General features: G+C 68.4%; 14 protein-coding genes and 1 pseudogene. 9 read left to right on the top strand and 6 right to left on the bottom strand.

Features of this window, described 5'->3' with window-relative positions:
* Nucleotides 1–65: 65 nt before the first annotated feature.
* The 5 genes from GWK18_RS03510 (at nt 66) to GWK18_RS03530 (ending at nt 6,954) form a co-directional block, all read left to right on the top strand.
* Nucleotides 66–902 (top strand): LysR family transcriptional regulator, encoded by an 837-nt coding sequence (locus GWK18_RS03510; protein WP_123823452.1) that lies wholly within the window; start codon nt 66–68, stop codon nt 900–902.
* Nucleotides 899–1,777, top strand: coding sequence for a serine hydrolase (locus tag GWK18_RS03515; protein WP_123823451.1), 879 nt, complete (start codon nt 899–901; stop codon nt 1,775–1,777). The genes GWK18_RS03510 and GWK18_RS03515 overlap by 4 nt, the downstream gene beginning before the upstream one ends.
* Complete coding sequence (hrpB, locus tag GWK18_RS03520) at nt 1,774–4,401, top strand: ATP-dependent helicase HrpB (RefSeq protein ID WP_166833255.1); 2,628 nt, start codon at nt 1,774–1,776, stop codon at nt 4,399–4,401. The genes GWK18_RS03515 and hrpB overlap by 4 nt, the downstream gene beginning before the upstream one ends.
* Before the next feature lie 415 nt (nt 4,402–4,816).
* Nucleotides 4,817–5,776: a CoA ester lyase gene (locus GWK18_RS03525; protein WP_123823449.1), complete on the top strand. Its 960-nt coding sequence runs from the start codon at nt 4,817–4,819 to the stop codon at nt 5,774–5,776.
* Nucleotides 5,777–5,946: 170 nt separating this feature from the next.
* Nucleotides 5,947–6,954, top strand: coding sequence for an L-lactate dehydrogenase (locus tag GWK18_RS03530; protein ID WP_123823448.1), 1,008 nt, complete (start codon nt 5,947–5,949; stop codon nt 6,952–6,954).
* A 73-nt stretch (nt 6,955–7,027) separates the two neighbouring features.
* Here GWK18_RS03530 and putP read toward each other — a convergent pair whose 3' ends face one another.
* Nucleotides 7,028–8,746 carry a sodium/proline symporter PutP gene (gene putP / locus GWK18_RS03535; protein WP_166833257.1) on the bottom strand — a complete coding sequence of 573 codons (1,719 nt, stop codon included), beginning with the start codon at nt 8,744–8,746 and terminating at the stop codon, nt 7,028–7,030.
* Between the two features lie 21 nt (nt 8,747–8,767).
* A complete protein-coding gene (gene gluQRS, locus GWK18_RS03540; RefSeq protein WP_166833259.1) occupies nt 8,768–9,739 on the bottom strand; it encodes a tRNA glutamyl-Q(34) synthetase GluQRS in 972 nt (323 codons plus the stop codon).
* Between the two features lie 62 nt (nt 9,740–9,801).
* Here gluQRS and GWK18_RS03545 point away from each other — a divergent pair, with 62 nt between their 5' ends.
* Nucleotides 9,802–10,680: an MBL fold metallo-hydrolase gene (locus GWK18_RS03545; RefSeq protein WP_123823445.1), complete on the top strand. Its 879-nt coding sequence runs from the start codon at nt 9,802–9,804 to the stop codon at nt 10,678–10,680.
* Here GWK18_RS03545 and GWK18_RS13390 read toward each other — a convergent pair.
* Nucleotides 10,619–11,884, bottom strand: a complete 1,266-nt coding sequence (locus GWK18_RS13390) for a phosphatase PAP2 family protein (protein ID WP_166833261.1) — start codon at nt 11,882–11,884, stop codon at nt 10,619–10,621. The two genes, GWK18_RS03545 and GWK18_RS13390, sit on opposite strands and share 62 nt — an antisense overlap.
* Before the next feature lie 233 nt (nt 11,885–12,117).
* On the opposite strand from GWK18_RS13390, the gene GWK18_RS03555 reads away from it, so the two are divergent.
* From GWK18_RS03555 to menD, 3 genes and pseudogenes are all read left to right on the top strand, one after another.
* Complete coding sequence (locus tag GWK18_RS03555) at nt 12,118–13,155, top strand: o-succinylbenzoate synthase (RefSeq protein WP_166833263.1); 1,038 nt, start codon at nt 12,118–12,120, stop codon at nt 13,153–13,155.
* Between the two features lie 150 nt (nt 13,156–13,305).
* Entirely contained in the window at nt 13,306–15,489 is a 2,184-nt protein-coding gene (locus GWK18_RS03560) for a PhoX family phosphatase (protein ID WP_166833265.1), read from the top strand.
* 147 nt (nt 15,490–15,636) lie between these two features.
* A pseudogene (gene menD, locus GWK18_RS03565) lies at nt 15,637–17,325 on the top strand (2-succinyl-5-enolpyruvyl-6-hydroxy-3-cyclohexene-1-carboxylic-acid synthase); the annotation flags it as partial.
* A gap of 144 nt (nt 17,326–17,469) precedes the next feature.
* Here the strand turns inward: menD and GWK18_RS03570 are convergent.
* The 3 genes from GWK18_RS03570 to GWK18_RS03580 form a co-directional block, all read right to left on the bottom strand.
* Nucleotides 17,470–18,855: an aromatic acid/H+ symport family MFS transporter gene (locus tag GWK18_RS03570; protein WP_166833267.1), complete on the bottom strand. Its 1,386-nt coding sequence runs from the start codon at nt 18,853–18,855 to the stop codon at nt 17,470–17,472.
* A 198-nt stretch (nt 18,856–19,053) separates the two neighbouring features.
* Nucleotides 19,054–19,797: an amino acid ABC transporter ATP-binding protein gene (locus GWK18_RS03575; RefSeq protein WP_166833380.1), complete on the bottom strand. Its 744-nt coding sequence runs from the start codon at nt 19,795–19,797 to the stop codon at nt 19,054–19,056.
* Between the two features lie 78 nt (nt 19,798–19,875).
* Entirely contained in the window at nt 19,876–20,673 is a 798-nt protein-coding gene (locus GWK18_RS03580; RefSeq protein ID WP_166833269.1) for an amino acid ABC transporter permease, read from the bottom strand.
* Nucleotides 20,674–20,747 lie beyond the last annotated feature (74 nt).

Genomic DNA, 20,747 nt, shown 5'->3' on the forward strand with positions numbered 1-20,747 from the left:
ACGGAAGATGCGTCCATACTGATAATGTGGTGTTTTCAATAAGCTATGTCTTATGAGAGGCAATCGTGGCTCTGAACCGCCTCCGCCTGGCCAGCTACTTCGTGACACTGAGTGAAACCATGCACTTCGGGCAGGCCGCTGAGGTGTTGGGGATCTCCCAACCGGCGCTTTCTCAAGCCATTCGGACACTTGAGGTTGAGGTCGGGTGCCGGGTTTTCAACCGTTCCGCCGGTGGCGTTTCGCTGACGCCTGAAGGTCAGGCTGCGCTCATGAGGGCGCGCTCTCTCCTGCGAGCCGAGGCGGAGTTCATCGCTGTCGGTCAACACGCAGTTCCGGCGATGGGTCTCGCACACGAGGTTCCCGGGCTGGCGGCATCCATGCTCCTGCGGGCGCTACAACCCGTCACGGGCCGGCAGAATTCCAGCGCTCAAATCGTGAGTGATGTTCGGTCCGGGACCCTGGCTGTTGGTGTCGTCGTCTCTCCGGTGCTGATGCCCGGTGTGAAGCCTTTGTCCTCGTTCCCGGCGACCGCCACGTTGTGGGCACAATCCGGCGGAGAACCGATCCGCACTGCCGGTGAACTACGCAGTGCGGTTGTCAGTGAAATTGCCGTCGCACCGAGAGCGTGGAACCCGGCGCAGGCACAAGAAGTCCAGGATCGATTACGGCAAGCAGGTGTCATCGCCCGTAGCGTGCCGGTGGAGAACGCGGTGGAGGCTCATGACGTCGTGGCACGTGGCGGTTGTGCGCTCACGTTGGGCGGCGAACTTCCAGGCTGTGAACCGCGCATGATCGACCGAAGTCTCCTGGGTCTGAGGTTTCAACTCATCGCGCACCCCTCGATTGATGCCGATGGTGGGTGGGTCCAGGCCTTTGAAACGGCTTTTGGAGGCGACCAATGAATTGGCTGCGGGCCACCTTGGAAGCAATCGCCGACGACGCCTCAGTTGAGTTTGCAGTCAGTGCGCTGCACACCGGGTCGGGGACAACATTCGAAGTCCGAGCGGACACGGTGTGGGTGGCGGCATCGACGTACAAACTCGTGCTGGCTGCCGTATGGATCGAAGCCATCGCCCGCCAAGAGGTGAACCCCCTCCGCAGGATCGTCGTACACGGGCCGCAGATGGCCCCAGGTCCTACCGGCTTCAGCCTTTTTGAGGACCCGGTGGAGGTGAGTTATCGCGACCTGGTCCGTTCGATGTTGACCGTGTCCGACAATGCGGCTGCCCAGTTCATCTGGAGAGACCTGGGCGAGGACCTCGTGGGGGAAACCATCGCCCGGTGGGGACTGCGGGCAACACGAATCGCTGAACCACAGGAGTTGGTCACTGACGGTTGGCCGGGGCGCGACCATGACATCTGGGCAGAGCAGCGCCCCGACATGAGTGCCGGAGAATTCGACGTCAAGCTCTTCAGTCTGGCCACAGCCGCCGACCTGCGAGGAATTCTGCAACGCATCTGGACTGATGAGATAGCGAATCCGACGTGGTGCAACTGGTTGCGTGTGACCCTCGGCCAGCAACTCTTCCGGCATCGATTGGCCAGCGGATTCGCCTATGACGGCGTGGAGGTGGCGGGTAAGACCGGCACGTGGGGCCCGTACCGACATGAAGCTGGAGTGGTCACTCACCCCGGTGAGTCCCCAGTGGTGATCAGCGTCTTGACCCGGTCGGCGCGTGCAGCTCAGGAGCAGCCACTTGCCCACGCCGCCGTCGGGCGCATCGCGGCCGAGGTCGTGCAAGCCTTGCGACAGTCGCCTGCCACACTGAACCCGTGACCGACCTTCCCCTGCCCTTCGACCTCGCCCGCATCGGTGCGGGCCTGCCCGTGACCGCGATTGCGGAGGAGTTCGGCAGGGTGTTGGGCAATGGAGCCGTGATCGTCCAGGCGCCACCCGGAACCGGCAAGACGACCTACCTCCCGCCCCTGGTGGCCAACCTGCTGGGCAGCGCCCATACGGACACCGCGGGCGCGAACCTGCCGGGGCGCGTCGTCGTGACGCAGCCGCGGCGCGTGGCGGCTCGCGCCGCGGCCTCCCGGCTGGCGCACCTCAGCGCAACCGCGGTGGGGGACCGGGTGGGGTTCACGGTCCGCGGTCAGCGGGAAACCGGGTCGGCCACGGTGGTCGAGTTCGTGACCCCCGGGATCCTGCTGCTCCGCGCTCTGGCGGACCCCGACCTCCCGGGAATCTCCGCGGTGGTCCTGGACGAGGTCCACGAACGCAGCCTGGACACCGACCTCCTGCTCGGCATGTTGGCCGAAGTCCGGCAACTGAGACCGGAACTCAAACTCGTGGTCATGTCGGCCACGCTGGACACGGACCGCTTCGCGGCATCCCTGCCCGACGACGCCGGGGAACCGGCCGCCGTCGTGACCTGCCCTTCCGTACTGCACCCCTTGGAGACCCGGTGGGCCCCGTACGACGGGCCCCGGATCGACGAACGGGGCGTGACCCGAGGCTTCCTGGATCACGTCGCGGACACGACGGTCAGGGCCAGGCGAGGGGCCGGGGGCGGGCTCGGTGATTCGGATGTTCTCGTGTTCCTCCCGGGTGCCTGGGAGGTCGCCCGGGTGGCCGAACGGATCCGCGCAACCGTGGACGCGGAGGCCGTGGAGGTTCTCGAACTGCACGGGCGGATCGACTCGCGCTCCCAGGACCGCGCGGTGTCCGGCCGCGGACCGAACGAACGAGCGCGAATCGTCGTGTCCACGGCACTGGCCGAGTCCTCCTTGACGGTGCCCGGCGTGCGGATGGTCGTGGATTCCGGATTGTCGCGGGTGCCTCGGCGAGACACGGTGCGCGGCATGTCCGGGCTGGTCACGGTCGCGGCGTCCAAGGCCTCGGCGGACCAACGTGCGGGACGCGCCGCCCGCTTGGGGCCGGGGCAGGTGGTCCGCTGCCATGACGAGCGTACGTGGGCGGCCATGCCCGAACAGTCGGCTCCCGAGATCGCCACGGGTGACCTGACGGACGCGATGTTGACGCTGGCCGTGTGGGGCACGCCGCGCGGCGTCGGGTTGAGCTTGCCCGATCCCTTGCCGGAACGGGCCGCACGGGAAGCCGAGGGGGCCCTGCGAGGCCTGGGTGCGGTCGACGACGACGGTCGCGCGACCCCTCTGGGCCACAGGCTGGCTGGGGTACCCGCGGACCCGCGGTCGGCCCGAGCGCTGCTCGACGGCGCCCACCTGGTGGGTCGACGGACCGCGGCCGAGGTGGTGGCGGTCCTGGCCAGCGACCACCGTCCCACGGGTGGGGACCTGACCGGTCTGCTCACCCACCTACGGAGGAGTGACGCCGGGAGGACACGCGGCGCGGGCGATGCCCGAGCCTGGCGGCGTGAAGCGGACCGGTTGGCACGACTGAGTGGCCGGTTCGATGACCAGGACGCGTCCGTCCGTCCGCTCGACGCGGCGGCCGCAGAGGCACTGGCGACGAACCCGGACGCCGCCGTCGTCGCCCTGGCTCGCCCCGAATGGATCGCGCGCAGGGACGGGGACTCCTACCTGTTCGCGGGCGGGACCAGGGCGGGCCTGCCGAGCGATTCGGCGCTGCGCCACCATGACTGGCTCGCGGTGGCCGAGGTCTCCCGGGCAACGGGCAGAGCCGCGGCCGGGACGGGTGCCATGATCCGGTCGGCTGCACCGCTGACCCAAGAGGTCGCCGTCGCCGTCGGTGGGTCCCTGGTCGTGGACGAGGTCAGAGTGCGCTTCGCCGACGGCAAGGCCACGGCACGCCGCGTCAAGGCCGTGGGCGCCATCGAACTCTCGAGCACCCCGGTCAGGCCCGACCCGGAACAGGCCCAACCCGCCATTCGAACGGCGCTGCGTACCCAGGGCCTGGACGTCCTGCCCTGGTCGGACGGGACCGCGCAGCTACGGGCCCGCCTTGCGGCAGCACACAAGCATCTCGGGGACCCCTGGCCCGCGGTGGACGACCAGAGCCTCACCGCACGGCTGGACGAATGGCTGGCCCCGGAGATCGCAGCCGTGGCCCGCGGCGCGAGTGTGTCCCGCATTGACCTGCAGAGCGCACTGCGCCGCCTCCTGCCCTGGCCGGAGGCCACGCGGTTCGAGGAACTCGTGCCCGAACGGATCCAGGTTCCCTCCGGGGCGTCCCACCGCGTGCACTGGGACGGCGATCAGCCCGTGGTCCGCGTGAAGCTGCAGGAGTGCTTCGGGCTCGCGGAATCGCCGGGGGTCCTCAATGGCCGTGTCCCCGTCCTGTTCCACTTGCTCTCCCCGGCCGGCCGGGAACTGGCCATCACCGCGGACCTCCGGTCCTTTTGGGAGGGGCCGTACGCCCAGGTCCGGGCTGAGATGCGAGGCCGCTATCCCAAACACCCCTGGCCCGAGGACCCGTGGTCGGCCCCGGCCACGGCGCGAACGAAGTCCCGCATGTGATCCCTCCGCCGGTCCGGCGGTTGGATGAATGTGGTCTGGGTCACTGTTTCTGGGGTAGTGTAGTCCCCATCGTTTGCAAGCCCCGCGGTGAGTTCACGCATCGGATTGGTTCTCACGGCAGCGCCTCGGCGTCAGGCAGGCTCGTCCGCACACTCGCGGATTCCGGGCCTCGCGGGGCAGAACCTCCCGGGTCCGGGAGCACGCCCACGGACAGTGCTCAGACCCTGAGGTTTCTCTCTCCGGCCGGATGATCCGGCGCTCCCCTCGAACGGGTTCACGCCCGCCACCGCTTGCCCGTCACGGGCCGTTGGCACCCCGGCCGATGACGGTCGGATGGCCGAGGGGATCGAAGGTCACCCGGCGGAGCTCACAACGGGCTCACGGACTCGAGCCCCAACACGAAGGAACGATCGACATGAGCGCAACAGCCACCGAAACCCCCACCTGGACCGAGACCGACACCCAAGCAACCGGGCAGGCTCCCACCCGTCCCGCGATCGGCCCGGAACTCGCCCGCTCCTGGCTCCTGGTCAACGGGGCACAGCCCGACCGCTTCGCACCCGCAGCGGCCAGCGACGCCGATGTCGTCGTCTACGACATCGAGGACTCCGTGGCGCCGGCGGGCAAGGACCAGGCCCGGCAGGCCGTGGTCGACTGGCTCTCCGGTCTGGACGAGTCCGGCCACCGGCGCCGCGGATGGGTGCGCATCAACGGCTTCGGCACACCGTGGTGGGCCGAGGACCTGGCAGCACTCGCGGGCGTCCCGGGGCTCGACGGCGTCATGCTCGCCATGGTCGAAAGCCCCGAGCACGTGACCCGAACCGCAGAAGCCTTGCAGGACGTGAAGATCGTCGCCCTGGTGGAAACCGCACGGGGTGTCCAGGCGCTGCCGTCGATCGCCGCCGCCCGCTCCACCTACCGCCTGGGCTTCGGTCTGGGCGACTACCGGCGGGACACGGGCTTCGGGGACAACCCGCTGACCCTGGCGTACACGCGCTCGCAGTTCACGATCGCCTCCCGCGCGGCCAACCTTCCCGGACCCATCGACGGCCCGTCGGTCGGGGCGCTCGGGGCCAAGCTGGCCGAGGCCGCCGCCGTGACCGCCGAGTTCGGTATGACCGGCAAGCTGTGCCTGATGCCGGAACAGGCCGCGACCGTCAACGAAGGCCTGTCCCCGTCGCTCCAGGAGATGACCTGGGCCAGCGAATTCCTCACCGAGTTCACCGCCGCGGGCGGGGAGATCCGCAACGGGTCCGACCTGCCGAGGGTGGCCCGCGCCAACAAGATCCTGGGGCTGGCGCAGGCCTTCGGGCTGTCCGTTCCGCAGGGCTATGACGTCCATTTCGAGGCACCCACGGACACCTACCACTGCTGATTCGCAACCAACCTCACATGAACCCAAGGAAATGATTGGGGAAATATCGGCAACGGGCGGCAATACCTTGCCGCCCGTTGCGATGTTGTTGGAAACTGATGCGCGTCGGGTGGAAAGCCCGCGATGTCGGCACACGAGCCGACGACCTCGACCTCAACGAAGGGGACCTGATGTCCGAGCCGAATGCCGTAGCAACCGCACCGTCCAGCTGGTCCACGGGCACGCAGTCCGATCGACGCTCCAAGATCGGCATCGTCGGCGCCGGTGCCGTGGGCTCGTCCTTGGCCTACTTCTGCCAGATCCGCGGCATCGCCCGCGAGATCGCGATCTACGACGTCGCTGGGGACAAGGTCCGCGCGGAGGCCGCCGACCTGTCCCACGGTGCCATGTTCTCTCCGTCCACCGTTGTCACGGGATCGGATGACGTCTCCATCCTCAACGGGTCGGACATCGTGGTCATCACCGCCGGCGCCAAGCAGAAGCCGGGACAGCCGCGCCTGGAGCTGGCCGGGGCCAACGTGGACATTCTGCGTGCCCTGACGCCCAAACTGCTCGAAGCCGCTCCGGATGCCATCTACGTTCTGGTCACCAACCCGTGTGACGTGCTGACCAGCGTGTTCCGCGAACTCTCGGGCCTGCCAAAGGAACGGGTCATGTCCTCGGGCACGGTTCTGGACACCTCCCGCCTTCGCCTGCGCCTGGCCGAGGAAGCCGGTGTTTCCCCGACCTCGGTGCACGCCATGATCGTCGGCGAGCACGGTGACACCGAGTTCCCGCTGTGGTCCATCGCCAACATCGGCACCGTGCCCCTGGTCGACTGGCGGGGGGAGAACGGGGAACTGGCCTTCCCGCAAGAGGTCCGGGAGAAGATCGCCGACGAGGTCATGCACGCCGCGTACTCCGTGATCGCGGGCAAGGGCGCCACCAACTACGCGATCGGTATGGCGGGTGGCTCCATCTGCCAGGCCATTCTGGCCGACCACCACGCGGTCATGCCCGTCTCCACCATCCTGGACGACTACCAGGGCATCAGCGGAGTGGCGCTCTCCGTGCCCTCCGTGGTCGGCCGCGCGGGTGTCCTGCAGCAGCTGCCCGTGCCCATGTCCGACGGCGAGATCCAGCAGCTCAAGAACTCCGCGGAGGCGCTCAAGTCCTCCCTCAACTCCCTGGGCTTCTGACCACCCCGGGACGCAAAAGAGGCGGGCGACCGGTTACGACCGGTCGCCCGCCTTTTTTGGTTGGAGCTCCTGATCACGCCTGGGGCTTGGCCCAGGGGAGATCGGTCGAGGCCGCCCCGGAGTTGGTGGCGGCGGAATCGCCCGATCTTGCCGTCGAGGAGGCTGACGACGCAGCACCAGACGCGGCGCTCCCGGAGGCGGGTCCGATTGCGCTCTCGGTTGTTGACTCGGAGGCGGGCTCCGAGTCAGCGGGCAGGCCCCGGTGGGACATGGCCACGGCGTCGTCGAAGTGCTGATCCACGCCGGGATCCGCGCGGTAGGTGATCAACGAGACCACGACGGCGGCCACGGTGGCTGCGATGAAGCCCGGAGCCAATTCGTACAGGTCCGACCAGGGGGTGTTCGGCCAGATGAACACCACCGCGGCACCCGTGATCATGGCGGCAATGGCCCCCACGCCCGTGAGCTTGCGCCAGTACAGGGCGAGCAGGGTGATCGGGCCGAACGCGGCGCCGAACCCGGCCCAGGCGAAACCGACCAGGTTCAGGATCGATTCGGAGGGGTTGAAGGCCATGGCCATGGCCACCAGGGCGACGACGAAAACCCCGGCGCGGCTGAGCCAGAGCGAAGCCTTCGGGGACAGCGTCTCCTTGCGGAACAGCAGCGCCAGGTCCTCCACGAGCGCCGACGCCGTCACCACAAGCTGGGACGCCACGGTCGACATGATGGCCGCGAGCACGGCTGCCAGGACCAACCCCGCCAGGAACGCAGGGAACAGGCCGATGGCCGAGTCCAGGAACACGGTCTCCGCCGTCTCCTCGTTGGTCAGCGCCAGGCGGCCGGAATCGACCAGTGGAATGGCGAACAGCGCGGTGAACATGGCACCGAGCACGCACAGCAGCATCCAACCGACGCCCACACGGCGCCCCGCCACGGCGTCGTCGTGCGAGCTCAGCGCCATGAACCGGACCAGGATGTGGGGCTGGCCGAAGTAACCCAGGCCCCAGGCGATCAGGGAGATGACCACGATCAGTCCACCGGCGGCGTCGAAGTCGAACAGGTTCCACGCACCGGGGTGGACCTGGTCCACCCTCTCGACGATGCGCCCGGGGTCCCCCACCATGAACAGGACCACCACGGGGACCGTGAGCAGGGCCAGGAACATCAGTGCGCCCTGGAAGAAGTCGGTGTAGGTCGCGCCCAGGAACCCGCCGATCAGGGTGTAGAAGATCGTCACACCGGCGATCACGCACATGCCGACCAGATACGTGGTGTCGCTGTCCCACCCCGCGGTCTGTTCCAAAGCGGCACCGAAGGCCGAGGTCGCGAAGTTACCTCCGGCCACCATTCCGGAGGAGATGTAGAACGTGAAGAAGACCAGGATGACCAGACCGGACACGATGCGCAGCGCGCGGCCTCCGCGGACCAGACGGTTGCCGAGGAACGACGGCAGCGTGATGGAGTTTCCGTACTTCTCCGTGAAGACGCGCAGTCGCGGGGCCACGATCTTCCAGTTGACCCACGCACCCACGGTCAGGCCGATCGCAATCCAGGCCTGGACCATGCCACCCATGTAAAGGGCGCCCGGAAGACCCATGAGCAGCCAGCCGGACATGTCAGATGCTCCCGCGGACAGGGCCGCCACGGCAGGCGGCAAGTTGCGCCCGCCGATCATGTAGTCGTCCTTGTCCTGGGTCTTCAGAGATGCCCAGACACCCACGCCCAGCATCGCGGCGAAGTACAGGCCGATGGCGGCAAGCATCCACCAGAAGCCTGAGCCGAAGTCAACCATGTGATTCCTTTCGTCGTCGGTCTACGGCTGGACGCCGGAGTCCGAGAGTTTTCCGGGAGGGTGGAAGACCCACGGGCCGCCCGTGAGATCGAGCAGAGTGAATGAGTCCAGGACATCCGATGCCGTGGCGACGGAGCCGGGGAGCCCGAGGGACCGACCGATCCACCCCATGACGTCCGGCACGCCGAATCCCGCCGCTTGTAGGTCCTCCAGGGTTACAGCTCCGTCGCGCTTTGCCAAACGCGCACCCTCTGCGTTGACGACCAGGGGGACGTGGATGTATGTGACCCGGGGCAGGGACAACAGGTCCGCGAGATGTGCCTGCCGGGGTGCGGACAGCAGCAGGTCGTCGCCGCGAACCACCTGGTCGACACCCTGGTGGGCGTCGTCGACCACGACCCCCAAGTTGTAGGCGGGGCGCCCGTCGTTGCGCAGCAGCACCATGTCGTCCACGGTTCCGGTCACCTGGCCCGCGAACCGGTCCACCACGGTGACCTCCTGCGCCTGGGCCCGGAGGCGGACGGCCGGTGGCCGGTCGCGGCGTCGTCGCTCCCGTTCGGCGGCGGAAAGGTCCCGGCAGGTGCCCGGGTAGGCGCCCGGTGCCCCGTGCGGTGCGCCGCCTGCCGCTGCGATTTCCGCCTGGATCTCGCGGCGGGTGCAGAAGCACTCGTAGGTCAGTCCGCGCCGCGTCAGGTCCGCGACGACGGCGCGGTGCTCCGGTTCGCGATCGGACTGCACCACCACCGGCGGGTCCCAGTCGAGTCCGACGGCCTCGAGGTCGGCGAGCTGACGTTCGCGGGCCCCCGCACGCACACGGTCCAGATCTTCGATGCGTAACACGAAACCTTTTCCGGCGGCGCGGGCGAAGGCCCACGCCAGGACGGCGGTCCGGAGATTCCCGATGTGAAGGTCACCGGAGGGGGACGGTGCGTATCGCCCCACACCACATCCCGGACGGGAGTCCGGGCCGGGGGCGCGGGTGATCTCGGTCATGGCCCACACCGTACGTCAGTTCACAGATCCTGTGCTCGGGGGCCGTGCCGTACCCTGTCACGGTGATCACCATCAACGAGGTCGGACGCGACGTCCACGTCATCACCACGGAGAACTGGAGACTGAACTCCGGTTTGATCGTGGGGCAGGGACGTGCCCTGGTGATCGACACGGGCGCCGGCCCCCGCCAGGGGCGCGCCATTCTGGAGACGGTCCGCAAGGTCACCCAGCTGCCACTGGTCGTGCTGAACACCCACGCGCATTTCGACCACTACATGGGCAACGCGGTCTTCCAACGAGCGGGTGCCACGGACTTCTGGGCACACCGCGCTGCGGCCCAGGCCATCGAGACCTACGGCGACTACCAGAGGTCTTTCGTGGGGGTGCTGGAACCCGAAATGGGGGAGGGCACCGGCCTGGACACGCGCATCGTGGTCCCCACCCGCCACCTGCCCGGAACCGGCCGCCGCCCGGCCCTGACCCGCATCGACCTGGGCGACCGACAGGCTCTGGTCTTCTCCCTGGGGCGGGGTCACACGGACAACGACGTGCTGGTGGGTGTCGACGACGTCGTCTTCGCCGGGGACGTCGTGGAACAGGGCGCCGACCCGTCCTTCGAGGACTCGTTCCCCGAGGACTGGGTGGGGGCCCTGGAGCAACTGGCCGATCTGGAGCGGTACCGCGTGGTGGTCCCCGGACACGGACTGCCCGTGGACCACGCCGACGTACGTGTCATGGCCGCGACCATGGCCGGAGCGGTCGAACGGATCCGAGCCATGCAGGCACAGGAGCCCGCAGAAGGGTCATCGGGCCCGGTCACCGCCTCCATGTTCCGATTGCCCTACGGCGCCGGGGCCTCCCGCATCCTGCTGGACCGGCTCAGCCTGCTCGATGCCGAGGCCGAAGCGCTCGCGCAGTCTGGTGAGCACACACCAGACTGACACCCAGAATCGCGGCACCGCCCGTTGCAAGGGCCAGGCCGTCGATCGCCACCGTTTGCATGGCCGCCATGCCCGCGGCTGCGGCGGCCAGCGCCAGGATCCCCAGGATCAAGCTGCCCAGGGCGCGGCTGGCGCGCCAGCGCTCCGGTCGGATCAGACAGCGCAACAGCAACGCACCCAGGATGCCCCAGCAGGCCACCACCAGAATGGAGACCACGGCGTCCATCGGACGGTGCCAAGAATTCAGCACCGTTGCCACTCCGGCCAGGGTGGTGGTGAGCGCTCCCAGGAAGGCGACGACCGTGCGTCCCCGCGCGGGAGCGACCATGACGGCGATCATCGCCGCGACGGCCGCGGCCGCGGTGTGACCCGAAGGCAGCGAGTTCATGGCCGATTCCTGGATCCCCAACTGTGCCTTGTGCAGGAATTCACGCTTGAGCAGTTGGACCGTGACCACCGCGCCGAGCCCACTGACCAAACCCACCAACAGGGGCCTCCAACGGCGAGCGGCCAGGGCGAAGATCAGAGTCAGCACGCCCCAGAACACGCACACGATGACCGGGAGCATATCGATCCACGGCGCCCATGACGTCGACAGCGTGGCCAGCGCCTTCTCACCCTCCTGCAGGGCCAGTTCGTCGGCCCACTGTCCGGGAACGGTCCGCAGCGCGTAGTAGGCGACGCCGACTGCTGCCGCCAGCAGGAATACCGCCCGCAACAACTGGCCCATGAAGATCCCGAAGGTGAGATCCCGGCTCGGCACACGGGGCGCTGCCTGCTGTGCCGTGGCCGGGTAGGCCCCCGGTCCGGCCGTCTGGGCGGGGTACCCACCGGATCCGTCGCCGGGGCCCCGGCCGGGGGCGGTGTACGGACCGGGGCGGGACGTGGCACCCGTGCGGGCCACGTCGTCGCGGGGAGCCGGCGCGGGTGTTGGTTCCTGCCGCGCCGTGGGAGCGGTGTCCTGCCACGGCGCGGTCTCGATGGGTGCGGTGGCAGGATCCGGGGAGAGGTCGTAGCGCCTGCCACCGTCCTTGACCGAGGGCATGGGGCGCGTCACGGAGGGGTCGGAGGAGGCACTGATCGTGTCCGTCCGGTCGTTGGTATGCGCCGATCGGGTGGTGTGAATGGCCTCCGTCGGCTGCTCACGGTTGCGATCCGCGTTCGACTCGCCGTCGGGGTCTCTCTCGGCGGGAATGTACGTCACTGACTTCCTCCGGTTCGGGCTCTCCGGTGGTCGGTGCGAACCCTGGGGTCTGCGACCTTGCACGGTTGGTGCGGAGGTCGTCGGGAAACTGGCACTGGGAAATTCGTTCGCAACAGTCTGACAGGCCAGGCTCGGTACAACCTGAATCCCGAGCCTTGTCGACGGCGTTGTCTGTGTGCCAGCTGAAGAGGGCCTGGGCAAGATCGCGGTGGAGTCCGGCATAGGGTGTGCTCATGACCGACCTGCCCACCGTTACCCCTTCTCCCGGCCTTCCTCCCGTCGGGCTCGAAGACGTCCTGGACTGCGCCGTCGTCGTGCGCATTCCCTTGACGGTCAGGTTCCGTGGTGTGACCGAGCGGGAGGCGGTGCTGATCCACGGTCCCGCAGGGTGGGGCGAGTTCGCGCCGTTCCCCGAGTACGACGACGCCGAGGCACTGGCCTGGTACCGGGCCTGTCTGGAAGCGGCCTGGTCCGGCTTTCCGGAGCCGGTCCGCGCGTCGGTCCCGGTCAACGCCACCGTCCCGGCCGTCGAGGCGGCACGGGTGCCGAAGGTCCTGGAGGGCTACGGGCACGGGATCGAGGCCGTCAAGGTTAAGGTCGCCGAGGCCGGGCAGACCCTCGAGGACGACGATGCGCGGGTGGCCGCCGTCCGGGCAGAACTCCCCGGGGCCAAGATCCGGGTCGATGCCAACCAGGGGTGGACCGTGCCGGAGGCCGTCGAAGGCTTGCTGCGCCTGGCTCGGCACGACCTTGAGTACGCCGAGCAGCCGGCCGCAGGGATCGACGGGCTGTACGCCGTCCGTGAGCAACTGCACAGCAGGGGAGTGCCGGTGCCCATTGCAGCGGACGAGTCCGTGCGGAAAGCGGAGGACCCGATCGCGGTGGCCCGGGCGGGCGCTGCGGACCTGGTGGTGGTGAAGGTAGCCCCCCTGGGTGGGGTCCGCCGTGCACTGTCCGTGGTGGAGCAGGCCGGGCTGCCCGCTGTCGTGAGCTCTGCCCTGGACACCAGCGTGGGGCTGCGTGCCGGGGTCGCCCTGGCGGCCGCTTTGCCGAACCTGCCGTACGCCTGCGGCCTGGGAACGGGCGCGCTTCTGGCCGAGGACGTCACCGCTTTCCCGCTGCGGCCCGTGAACGGGGAGTTGAGGGTGGATGCGTTCGACCCGGATTCCGTGCACCCCGACCCGGTTCTGCTGGAAGGGCCTCGGAGGGACTGGTGGGTCGATCGCGTGCGCCGCGTGCACGAGTTGATGGAGCATGGCTCCGCCCGCTGACCAGTGGTGATGGTTGCCCGTTGTTCACCTGCGGTTGGTGCGGTGTGGGGTTTCACCTCACCGCGGGGGACTTTTATGGGCGCCGTCGTGACAAGTCCTGTCAACGGGAGGTGCCCGGCTCAACCGCCAGGGCACGGACGAAGGGGAACCATGAACCGGATGCTATTGCCCATGCTCGGTCACACGAACGGGAAGCGGAGTCCGCTGACCTGTGCCTTGAAATGCGGCTCACAGTGCACCAAGCCACTGTGCAACACCTCCTCCAACCAGAGCTTCCGGGAGGTTGCCTCCACGGCCATGTCGCGCCGCGCCGCACTGGGGCTCGGGGCTGCCGCCGCGGTCACCGTGGGCGTCACCGTGACGGGAACCCGGACCGAGGCCCAGGCCACCTTCGCCTACTGGGGAGCGAGCCACGGGGCCCTGGACTTCGAGCCGATCGAGTCCGTCGCGGCAACGGTGGACGATCTCAACGTCCCGGCCGGATACGGTTGGTCGCCCATCGTTCGCTGGGGTGACCCCTTGTTCAACGACGCGCCGGAATTCGATCCCAGGAACCAGACCCCGGAGGCCCAGGCCAAGCAATTCGGGTTCAACAACGACTACCTGGACATCATCCCCGACGCCGACGGCACCACCGGCGTGCTCGTGTGCAACCACGAGTACACCAACGAGAACCTGATGTTCCCCGCCGATCAGCGTGAGGACCTGGAGCACACCGCCGCCGTGGCCATCGCCGCCCACGGCATGGCGGTCGTGGAGATCACCCGCGAGGGCGCCGGAAAGCCGTGGACGTACGTCCGGGGAGGCGCGCGGAACCGCCGCATCACCGCCGACACCCCGTTCACGGTGGACGGCCCGGCGGCCGGCTCCGACCTGCTCAAGACCGTCGCCGACCCGGAGGGCAAGACGGTCCTGGGTACCCAGAACAACTGCTCGGGTGGCGTGACCCCGTGGGGCACGGTCCTGTCGGGTGAGGAGAACATCCAGAACGTGCTCTCCGGCCCCGAGACCACGGAGAACACGCGGTACGGCCTGCCCACCGAGCCCCCCGAGCGCCGCTGGGACCTGGTGGACCCGCGATGGGACGGCAACAACGAAGGGTACGAGAACGAGGTCAACCGGTTCGGCTACGTCGTGGAGATCGATCCGTCCGATCCGTCCTCCACGCCCGTCAAGCACACCGCCCTGGGGCGCTTCAAGCACGAAGGCGCCAACGTCTACGTGGCCGGTGACGGGACCGTGGTCGCGTATTCGGGCGACGACGAACGCTTCGAGTACCTGTACAAGTTCGTGGCCGAGGACAAGTACGTGGAGGGCGACCGCGCCCACAACATGACGCTGCTGTCCTCCGGGGACCTGTACGTGGCCAAGTTCACGGGCAACTCGGAGGGTGAGATCGACGGATCGGGCCGGCGGCCCGCCGACGGCGCTTTCGACGGCAAGGGCGAATGGCTGCCCCTTGTGGTCGACGGCGAGTCCAAGGTCGAGGGCATGGCGGTGGACGAGGTGCTCGTGTTCACCCGCCTGGCGTCCGACAAGGCCGGGGCCACCAAGATGGATCGCCCCGAGGACGTGGAACCGAACCCGCACACCGGCAAGGTCTACGTTGCCTGCACCAACAACACCAAGCGCGGCGAACCCGGCAAGGCCGGCGCCGACGAGGCCAACCCGCGGACCAACAACCGCGACGGCCACGTCATCGAGCTCACCGAGGACGATCCGAACAGCGCCGGAACCACGTTCCAGTGGGACATCCTCATGGTCTGCGGTGACCCCGCCAAGGACTCCACCGCGTACTTCGCGGGATTCCCCACGGACAAGGTCTCGCCGATCTCCTGCCCGGACAACCTGGCCTTCGACTCGCAGGGGAACCTGTGGATCTCGACCGACGGCGCACCGAGCACGATCGGGTTCAACGACGGTCTGTTCCGGGTGGAACTCACCGGTGAGAACCGGGGCCGGACCCAGCAGTTCCTCTCGGTTCCCCAGGACGCCGAGACCTGCGGACCGGTCATCCACGACAAGGACGACATGGTCTACGTCTCCGTCCAGCACCCCGGGGAGGACGGTTCCTTCGAGGAGCCCCGTTCCTACTTCCCCGACTACGTGCTGCCCACCCGCGAGGGCGAAGGTCAGTTCGGGTTCGCCCGTCCGTCCGTGGTCCAGGTGTTCCCCGTCAAGAAGGGGAAGGACCCGTTCGGCAAGGGCAAGGGCAAGGGCAAGGGCAAGGGCAACGGGCCGCGCGGACCGAAGCAGGAGAGCTACCGGGGCAAGGCCACGGAGGAACTGCGGAACAAGGCCCGCAAGGCTCCGCGCACCTACGCGGAGGACTGAGCCCCGATTGTCCGGCCCTGATCAGCCCTACCCTGCCCGGGAGGGCTGAGAGGTCGGAACGTGTGAGAACGGGGGGGGGGGGGGGGGGGGGGGGGGGGGGGGGGGGAACCCCCCCCCCCCCCCCCCCCCCCCCCCGCCGTTCTCGACCAACTGGTCGGTGCCGGTGCCCGGCAGTTCTTCTTCGCACCCGGATCCCGGTCGGCCCCGTTCGTGTACGCCGCTGCCTCCCGCGACGGCGGTGACCTGGCGACCCACGTGCGTCTCGACGAACGCTCGGCGGGATTCCACGCACTCGGTGCTGCCCGCGCGACGGGGGCGCCCGCCGTCGTCGTAACCACGTCGGGCACCGCCGTGGGCAATCTCCTGCCCGCCGTGATGGAGGCAGACCACGCAGAGGTGCCGCTGGTTCTGCTCACCGCCGACCGGCCGCCGGAGTTGCGGGGCACGGGGGCCAACCAGACCACGCGGCAGCCGGGGATCTTCTCGGATCACGTGCGGGCCGCCGTCGACGTCGTGGTGGAACCGGGGTCGGGGGAGCGCGAGACGACGGCCGCGGTGGCTCGGGCATTCGAATCGGTGGTGGCCGCACTCACGGGTGACGGAGGAACTCCACCGGGCCCCGTGCACGTCAACGTGGCCCTGCGGGAACCGCTGCAACCACCGCTGGGGGAGGGCGTCCAGTCCCGGACGGCACCCGACGAAAGGTCCCGGTGCTCCGGTCCGGGCCCCACGCCGTCCTTCGCCGTGGACGTCCCCTCCGGTGTCTGGGCCGCGTCGAAACCACCCACCAGAGTCGCTCGGAGCGTCGTCCTGGCCGGCGACGGCGCGGGTCCCGCGGCGGCCGAACTGGCCGAGTTCCTGGGCCTCCCGCTGTTCGCCGAACCCTCTTCGAACGCCCGGTACGGTCCCAACGCGGTGGGCCCGTACCGGCTCCTCCTGGAGTCCGAGCTCGGGGCCGGCATCGAACGCGTCCTGCTCGTGGGGCGCCCCACCCTGTCCAGGCCGGTCGGTCGCCTGCTGGCACGCCCCGACGTGCACACCGCGGCCTGGCAGCCGCGTCCGGTGGCGTGGTACGACGACGGCCGTCGTCGGGAGACCGTGCTGCGCACCTCGGACGAGGTCCTGGAGTTCACCGGGTCCGGCGGAGCGGATTGGTTGCCGGCCTGGCAGGACCTGGCGGCTCGTGCCGAGGAGTCACTCGCCGCCGAACTCTCCCGGCGGACCGTACCGGGTCACCTCCCCGGGCCCGTGGTGGCTCGGGAGGTCTGGCGGACCGCAGCCCGTCATGCGTCGGTGCTGGTGGCGGGTTCCTCCAATCCCGTGCGGGACCTCGACCTTGCGGCCGAGCCCGCGCGCGGCCCGCTCACCGTCCTGGCGAACCGCGGTCTGGCCGGCATCGACGGGACGATTGCGACCGCAGCCGGTGCCGCATTGGCAACGGGTTCGCCCGTGCGCGTGCTGCTCGGGGACCTGACCTTTCTACACGATGCGGGATCACTTCTGCACCTGGCCGCGGAGCACCGCCCCGACCTCCAGCTCGTGGTGCTCGACGACCGCGGCGGGGGGATCTTCTCGACCCTCGAGCACGGAGCGCTCGGGGAGGAACCGGCATGGTCGGCAACGGTGGAACGGTTCTTCGGAACCCGGCCCGAAGTCGGCCTCCGCGCCCTGTGCGCTTCGTACGGGGTCCCGGCAACCGCGGTCTCGGATCTTGCGGGGTTGCGTGACGCGCTGTCCGCGCCAGTCAAGGGGACTTCCGTGATTCTCGTGGCGGCCTCGCGGGAGAGCCTGCGGGATCTGCACGCCGCGATCGCGGGAGAAATTGGGAAGTTGTGAGGTCGCACAGTCTTCCGGGGTCCGGCCCCAGCTTCTGAACGCACACGGTCCGGGGCTGGTTCGTCGACGTCGACGAACCAGCCCCGGACCGTGTGCGAGCGGGCTCGGCTGATTTCAGCTCAGTGACACTCGAAGCAGCGGCGCTCAGGCCACGGGCTGGCGTTCCTTGTCCCGGGCCACCTGCTCCTTGGCGCGGGCGACCGCCTCGCGTTCGATCAGGTAGGTGTTGTGCTTGCGCGGGACCAGGAAGGTGACCACGGCGCCCACCAGCGCCACGGCCGCGAAGGCGTAGAACTGTTCGGTGGCACCCAGCCCCGCCGCCACGAGCCACCCACCGATCAGCGGGCCGAACACGCCGCCGGCCCGGCCGATGGTGGCGCAGGCGGCCACACCGGCACCGCGGGATTCGGAGGTGTAGTAGTTCGACTGGAAGCCGTAGACGAGCACCTGGGTGCCCAGGATGCCGATGTCGGCCACACCGATGAACAGGAACAACAAGCTCAGCGGGAACTGGAACGTCATCAGGACCAGCGAGATGGCAGCCAACGCGAAGGTCGTGGCGATCATGTTCTGCGGCTTGCCGTTGCGGTCCGCCGCGCGGGCGGCAATCAGGCCACCGACCACGGCCGCACCGTTGAGCACGAACGGGAACCAGAGCTTCTGGTCCGCGTAGCCGTAGGACTCCATGATCCGCGGCAGCCAGGTGTTCATGCCGTAGGTCAGCAGGAGCCCGGCGAAGGACATCGTGGCCATCAACAGGGTGGCCAGGCCGAACTCCCGGGTGAACAATGCCAGGTAACCCGTGCGCTTGGGCACCGTGGTGGCGCGGCGGACGGCCAGTTCGTCCTCGAGCGGGACGCCGGTTTCCCGGGCGATCTCGATGGCGCGTTCTTCCTGACCGCGGGAGAGCAGCCAGCGGGGCGACTCAGGCAACTTCATGGCAGCCAACGGGACCAGGAACAGGATCGGGGTCGCCCCGATCAGGAACAGGCCGCGCCACCCGATCATCTCGCCCAGGGAGATGCCGCACAGGGAGGCGAACATGCCGCCCGCCGGGACACCCGAGTAGACGATGGCGTTGAACAGTCCGCGCTTGTCCTTGGGTGCGAACTCCGCGATGGTCGGGCCGGCCGTGGCGATCACCAGGCCCAGGCCCAGGCCGGTGACGAAACGCATCAGACCGAAGGTGAAGACCGTGCCGGTCAGCGCGGTGACGGCCATGCCGATCGAGAACCAGGCGATGCCGATCATCAGCATCTTCTTGCGCCCGAGAATGTCACCGATGAACCCGGAGGCGAAGGAGCCCAGCAGCACGCCGATCAGGGCAAGGGATCCCAGGGTCCCGGCCGTGCTGGGGGTCAGCTGACCGATCTGGGACGGGTCGTTGAGCAGGGTCGGCATCACGGTGCCGTAGACGACGAGGTCAAAGCCGTCGAAGATCAGCGCGAGGCACGCGATCGTCGCGACCCATACCGCGGTTTTCATCTCCAACCGGCGGTCCTCTGTCACGAGGGTATTGATGGTGGACATCTCTGCCAGGTCCTTTCGATCAGCAGGAGGGGTGCTCTCGATCGTGACAGGGATGTGATTCAGCTCATATTGGGGGAACGCCCGGTCATTCGCCAGGGTCTGATTAAGCATAAATCACCTATAGGTTGCGGGTGATTCATAGGTTTGGCGGTCTTCTGTGGTGCGGGTTGGGCACACACCGCTGGAAGCTGTGCCGGGTCAGCTCTCGGGGTGATCGACGGCGGTCGGGTTCAGCACGCGGGACAGGAAGGTCTTGGTACGTTCGTGCTGCGGCGCGCCGATGACCTCATGGGCAGGGCCCTCTTCCACCACGACTCCGCCGTCCATGAACGCGACCCGATCGGCCACGTCGCGGGCAAAGCTCATCTCGTGGGTGACCACCAGCATGGTCATGCCCTCCCTGGCCAGATCGCGCATGATCGCCAGGACGTCACCCACGGTCTCCGGGTCCAGGGCGGAGGTCGGCTCGTCGAAGAGCATGAGTTCCGGGTCCATGGACAGGGAACGCGCGATCGCCACGCGCTGCTGCTGTCCACCCGAAAGCTGTCCCGGCGCGTTGTCTGCCTTGTCCGAGAGTCCCACGCGGTCCAGGTTGTGCAGGGCGACCTTCTTGGCCTCTGCATCGGAGCGGCCCAACACCTTGCGCTGGGCGATGGTCAGGTTGCTCAGCACGGACATGTTGGGGAACAGGTTGAACTGTTGGAAGACCATGCCCACGCGGCGGCGCACGGCGTCGATGTCGACGTCGGGATCCGTCACCTCGACATCGCCGACCCGGATCACGCCCTTCTGCGGGGTCTCCAAGAGGTTGACACAACGCAGCAGCGTGGACTTGCCGGAACCCGACGGGCCGATCAGGCACACGACCTCGCCGGGGGCGACGTCGAGCGAGATCCCCTTGAGGACGTCCAGCGAGCCATAGGACTTGTGGAGTCCGTCGATCGTGACGGAGGCGGGGTGCGCCTCACCGACCGGCGCGGCCGAGGTGGAGGTGGAAGTCGACTTGTTCACGGCTTGCTCCTACTTGCGTGCCGAGCGGGCGTCGGCGCGCTGCTCGAAGTACCGGGCCAGCAGGCCCAACGGAATGGTGATGATCAGGTAGCAGACACCGGCCAGGACCAACGGGGTGAGGCCGGCACCCGTGCCGGAGATCGCCTCTCGACCGAACTTGGTCAGCTCGTACTGGGACACGGTCATGCCCAGCAGGTAGACCAGCGAGGAGTCCTTGGCCAGCAGGATGACTTCGTTGGTCAGGGGCGGCAGGACGATGCGCAGGGCCTGGGGAATGATGATCGTGAACATCGCGCGGGCGTGGCTCATGCCCAGGGAACGGGCGGCCTCGTACTGGCCCTTCGGCACCGCCTGCAGGCCGGCGCGCAGGGACTCGGCGATGTAGGCCGCCGAGACCAACCCGAGGGCCAGCATGACGGTGACCAGGTTGTTGAACCGCACCTGGAAGGCCAGGGGGACACCGAAGCCCAGTGCCAGGAAGACCAGCAGGGCCGGGACCCCGCGGAAGAGTTCGATGTAGAGCGTCGCGATCCACCGGTAGGGGGCCACCGAGGACAGGCGCATGAGGGCCAGCAGGATGCCGCCGGACATGCCGGCGGCAAAGCCCAAGGCCGTGTAGATGAGCGTGTTCTTGAGCGCCACCGTGACGATTTCCGGGAACTGCTGGGCCATCACGGACGGGTTGAGAGCGCGCGAGATCAGGGTGTTCCAGTCCGCGATGAACACCAGGGCCACCACGATCACGGCCAGCAGTCCGTACTGGACTCCCCGTGAGATCTGGGCCCTCTTGCGGGCGGTCATTGCCATGTCGGATGGTTTCCTTCTCTTGCTGCTCTTGCCGGCACTTGCTGCTTACGGATGGCGCCCTTGCCAGTGTGGCG

The sequence above is a fragment of the Kocuria sp. JC486 genome (assembly GCF_011602805.1).
GTDB lineage: Bacteria > Actinomycetota > Actinomycetes > Actinomycetales > Micrococcaceae > Kocuria > Kocuria soli.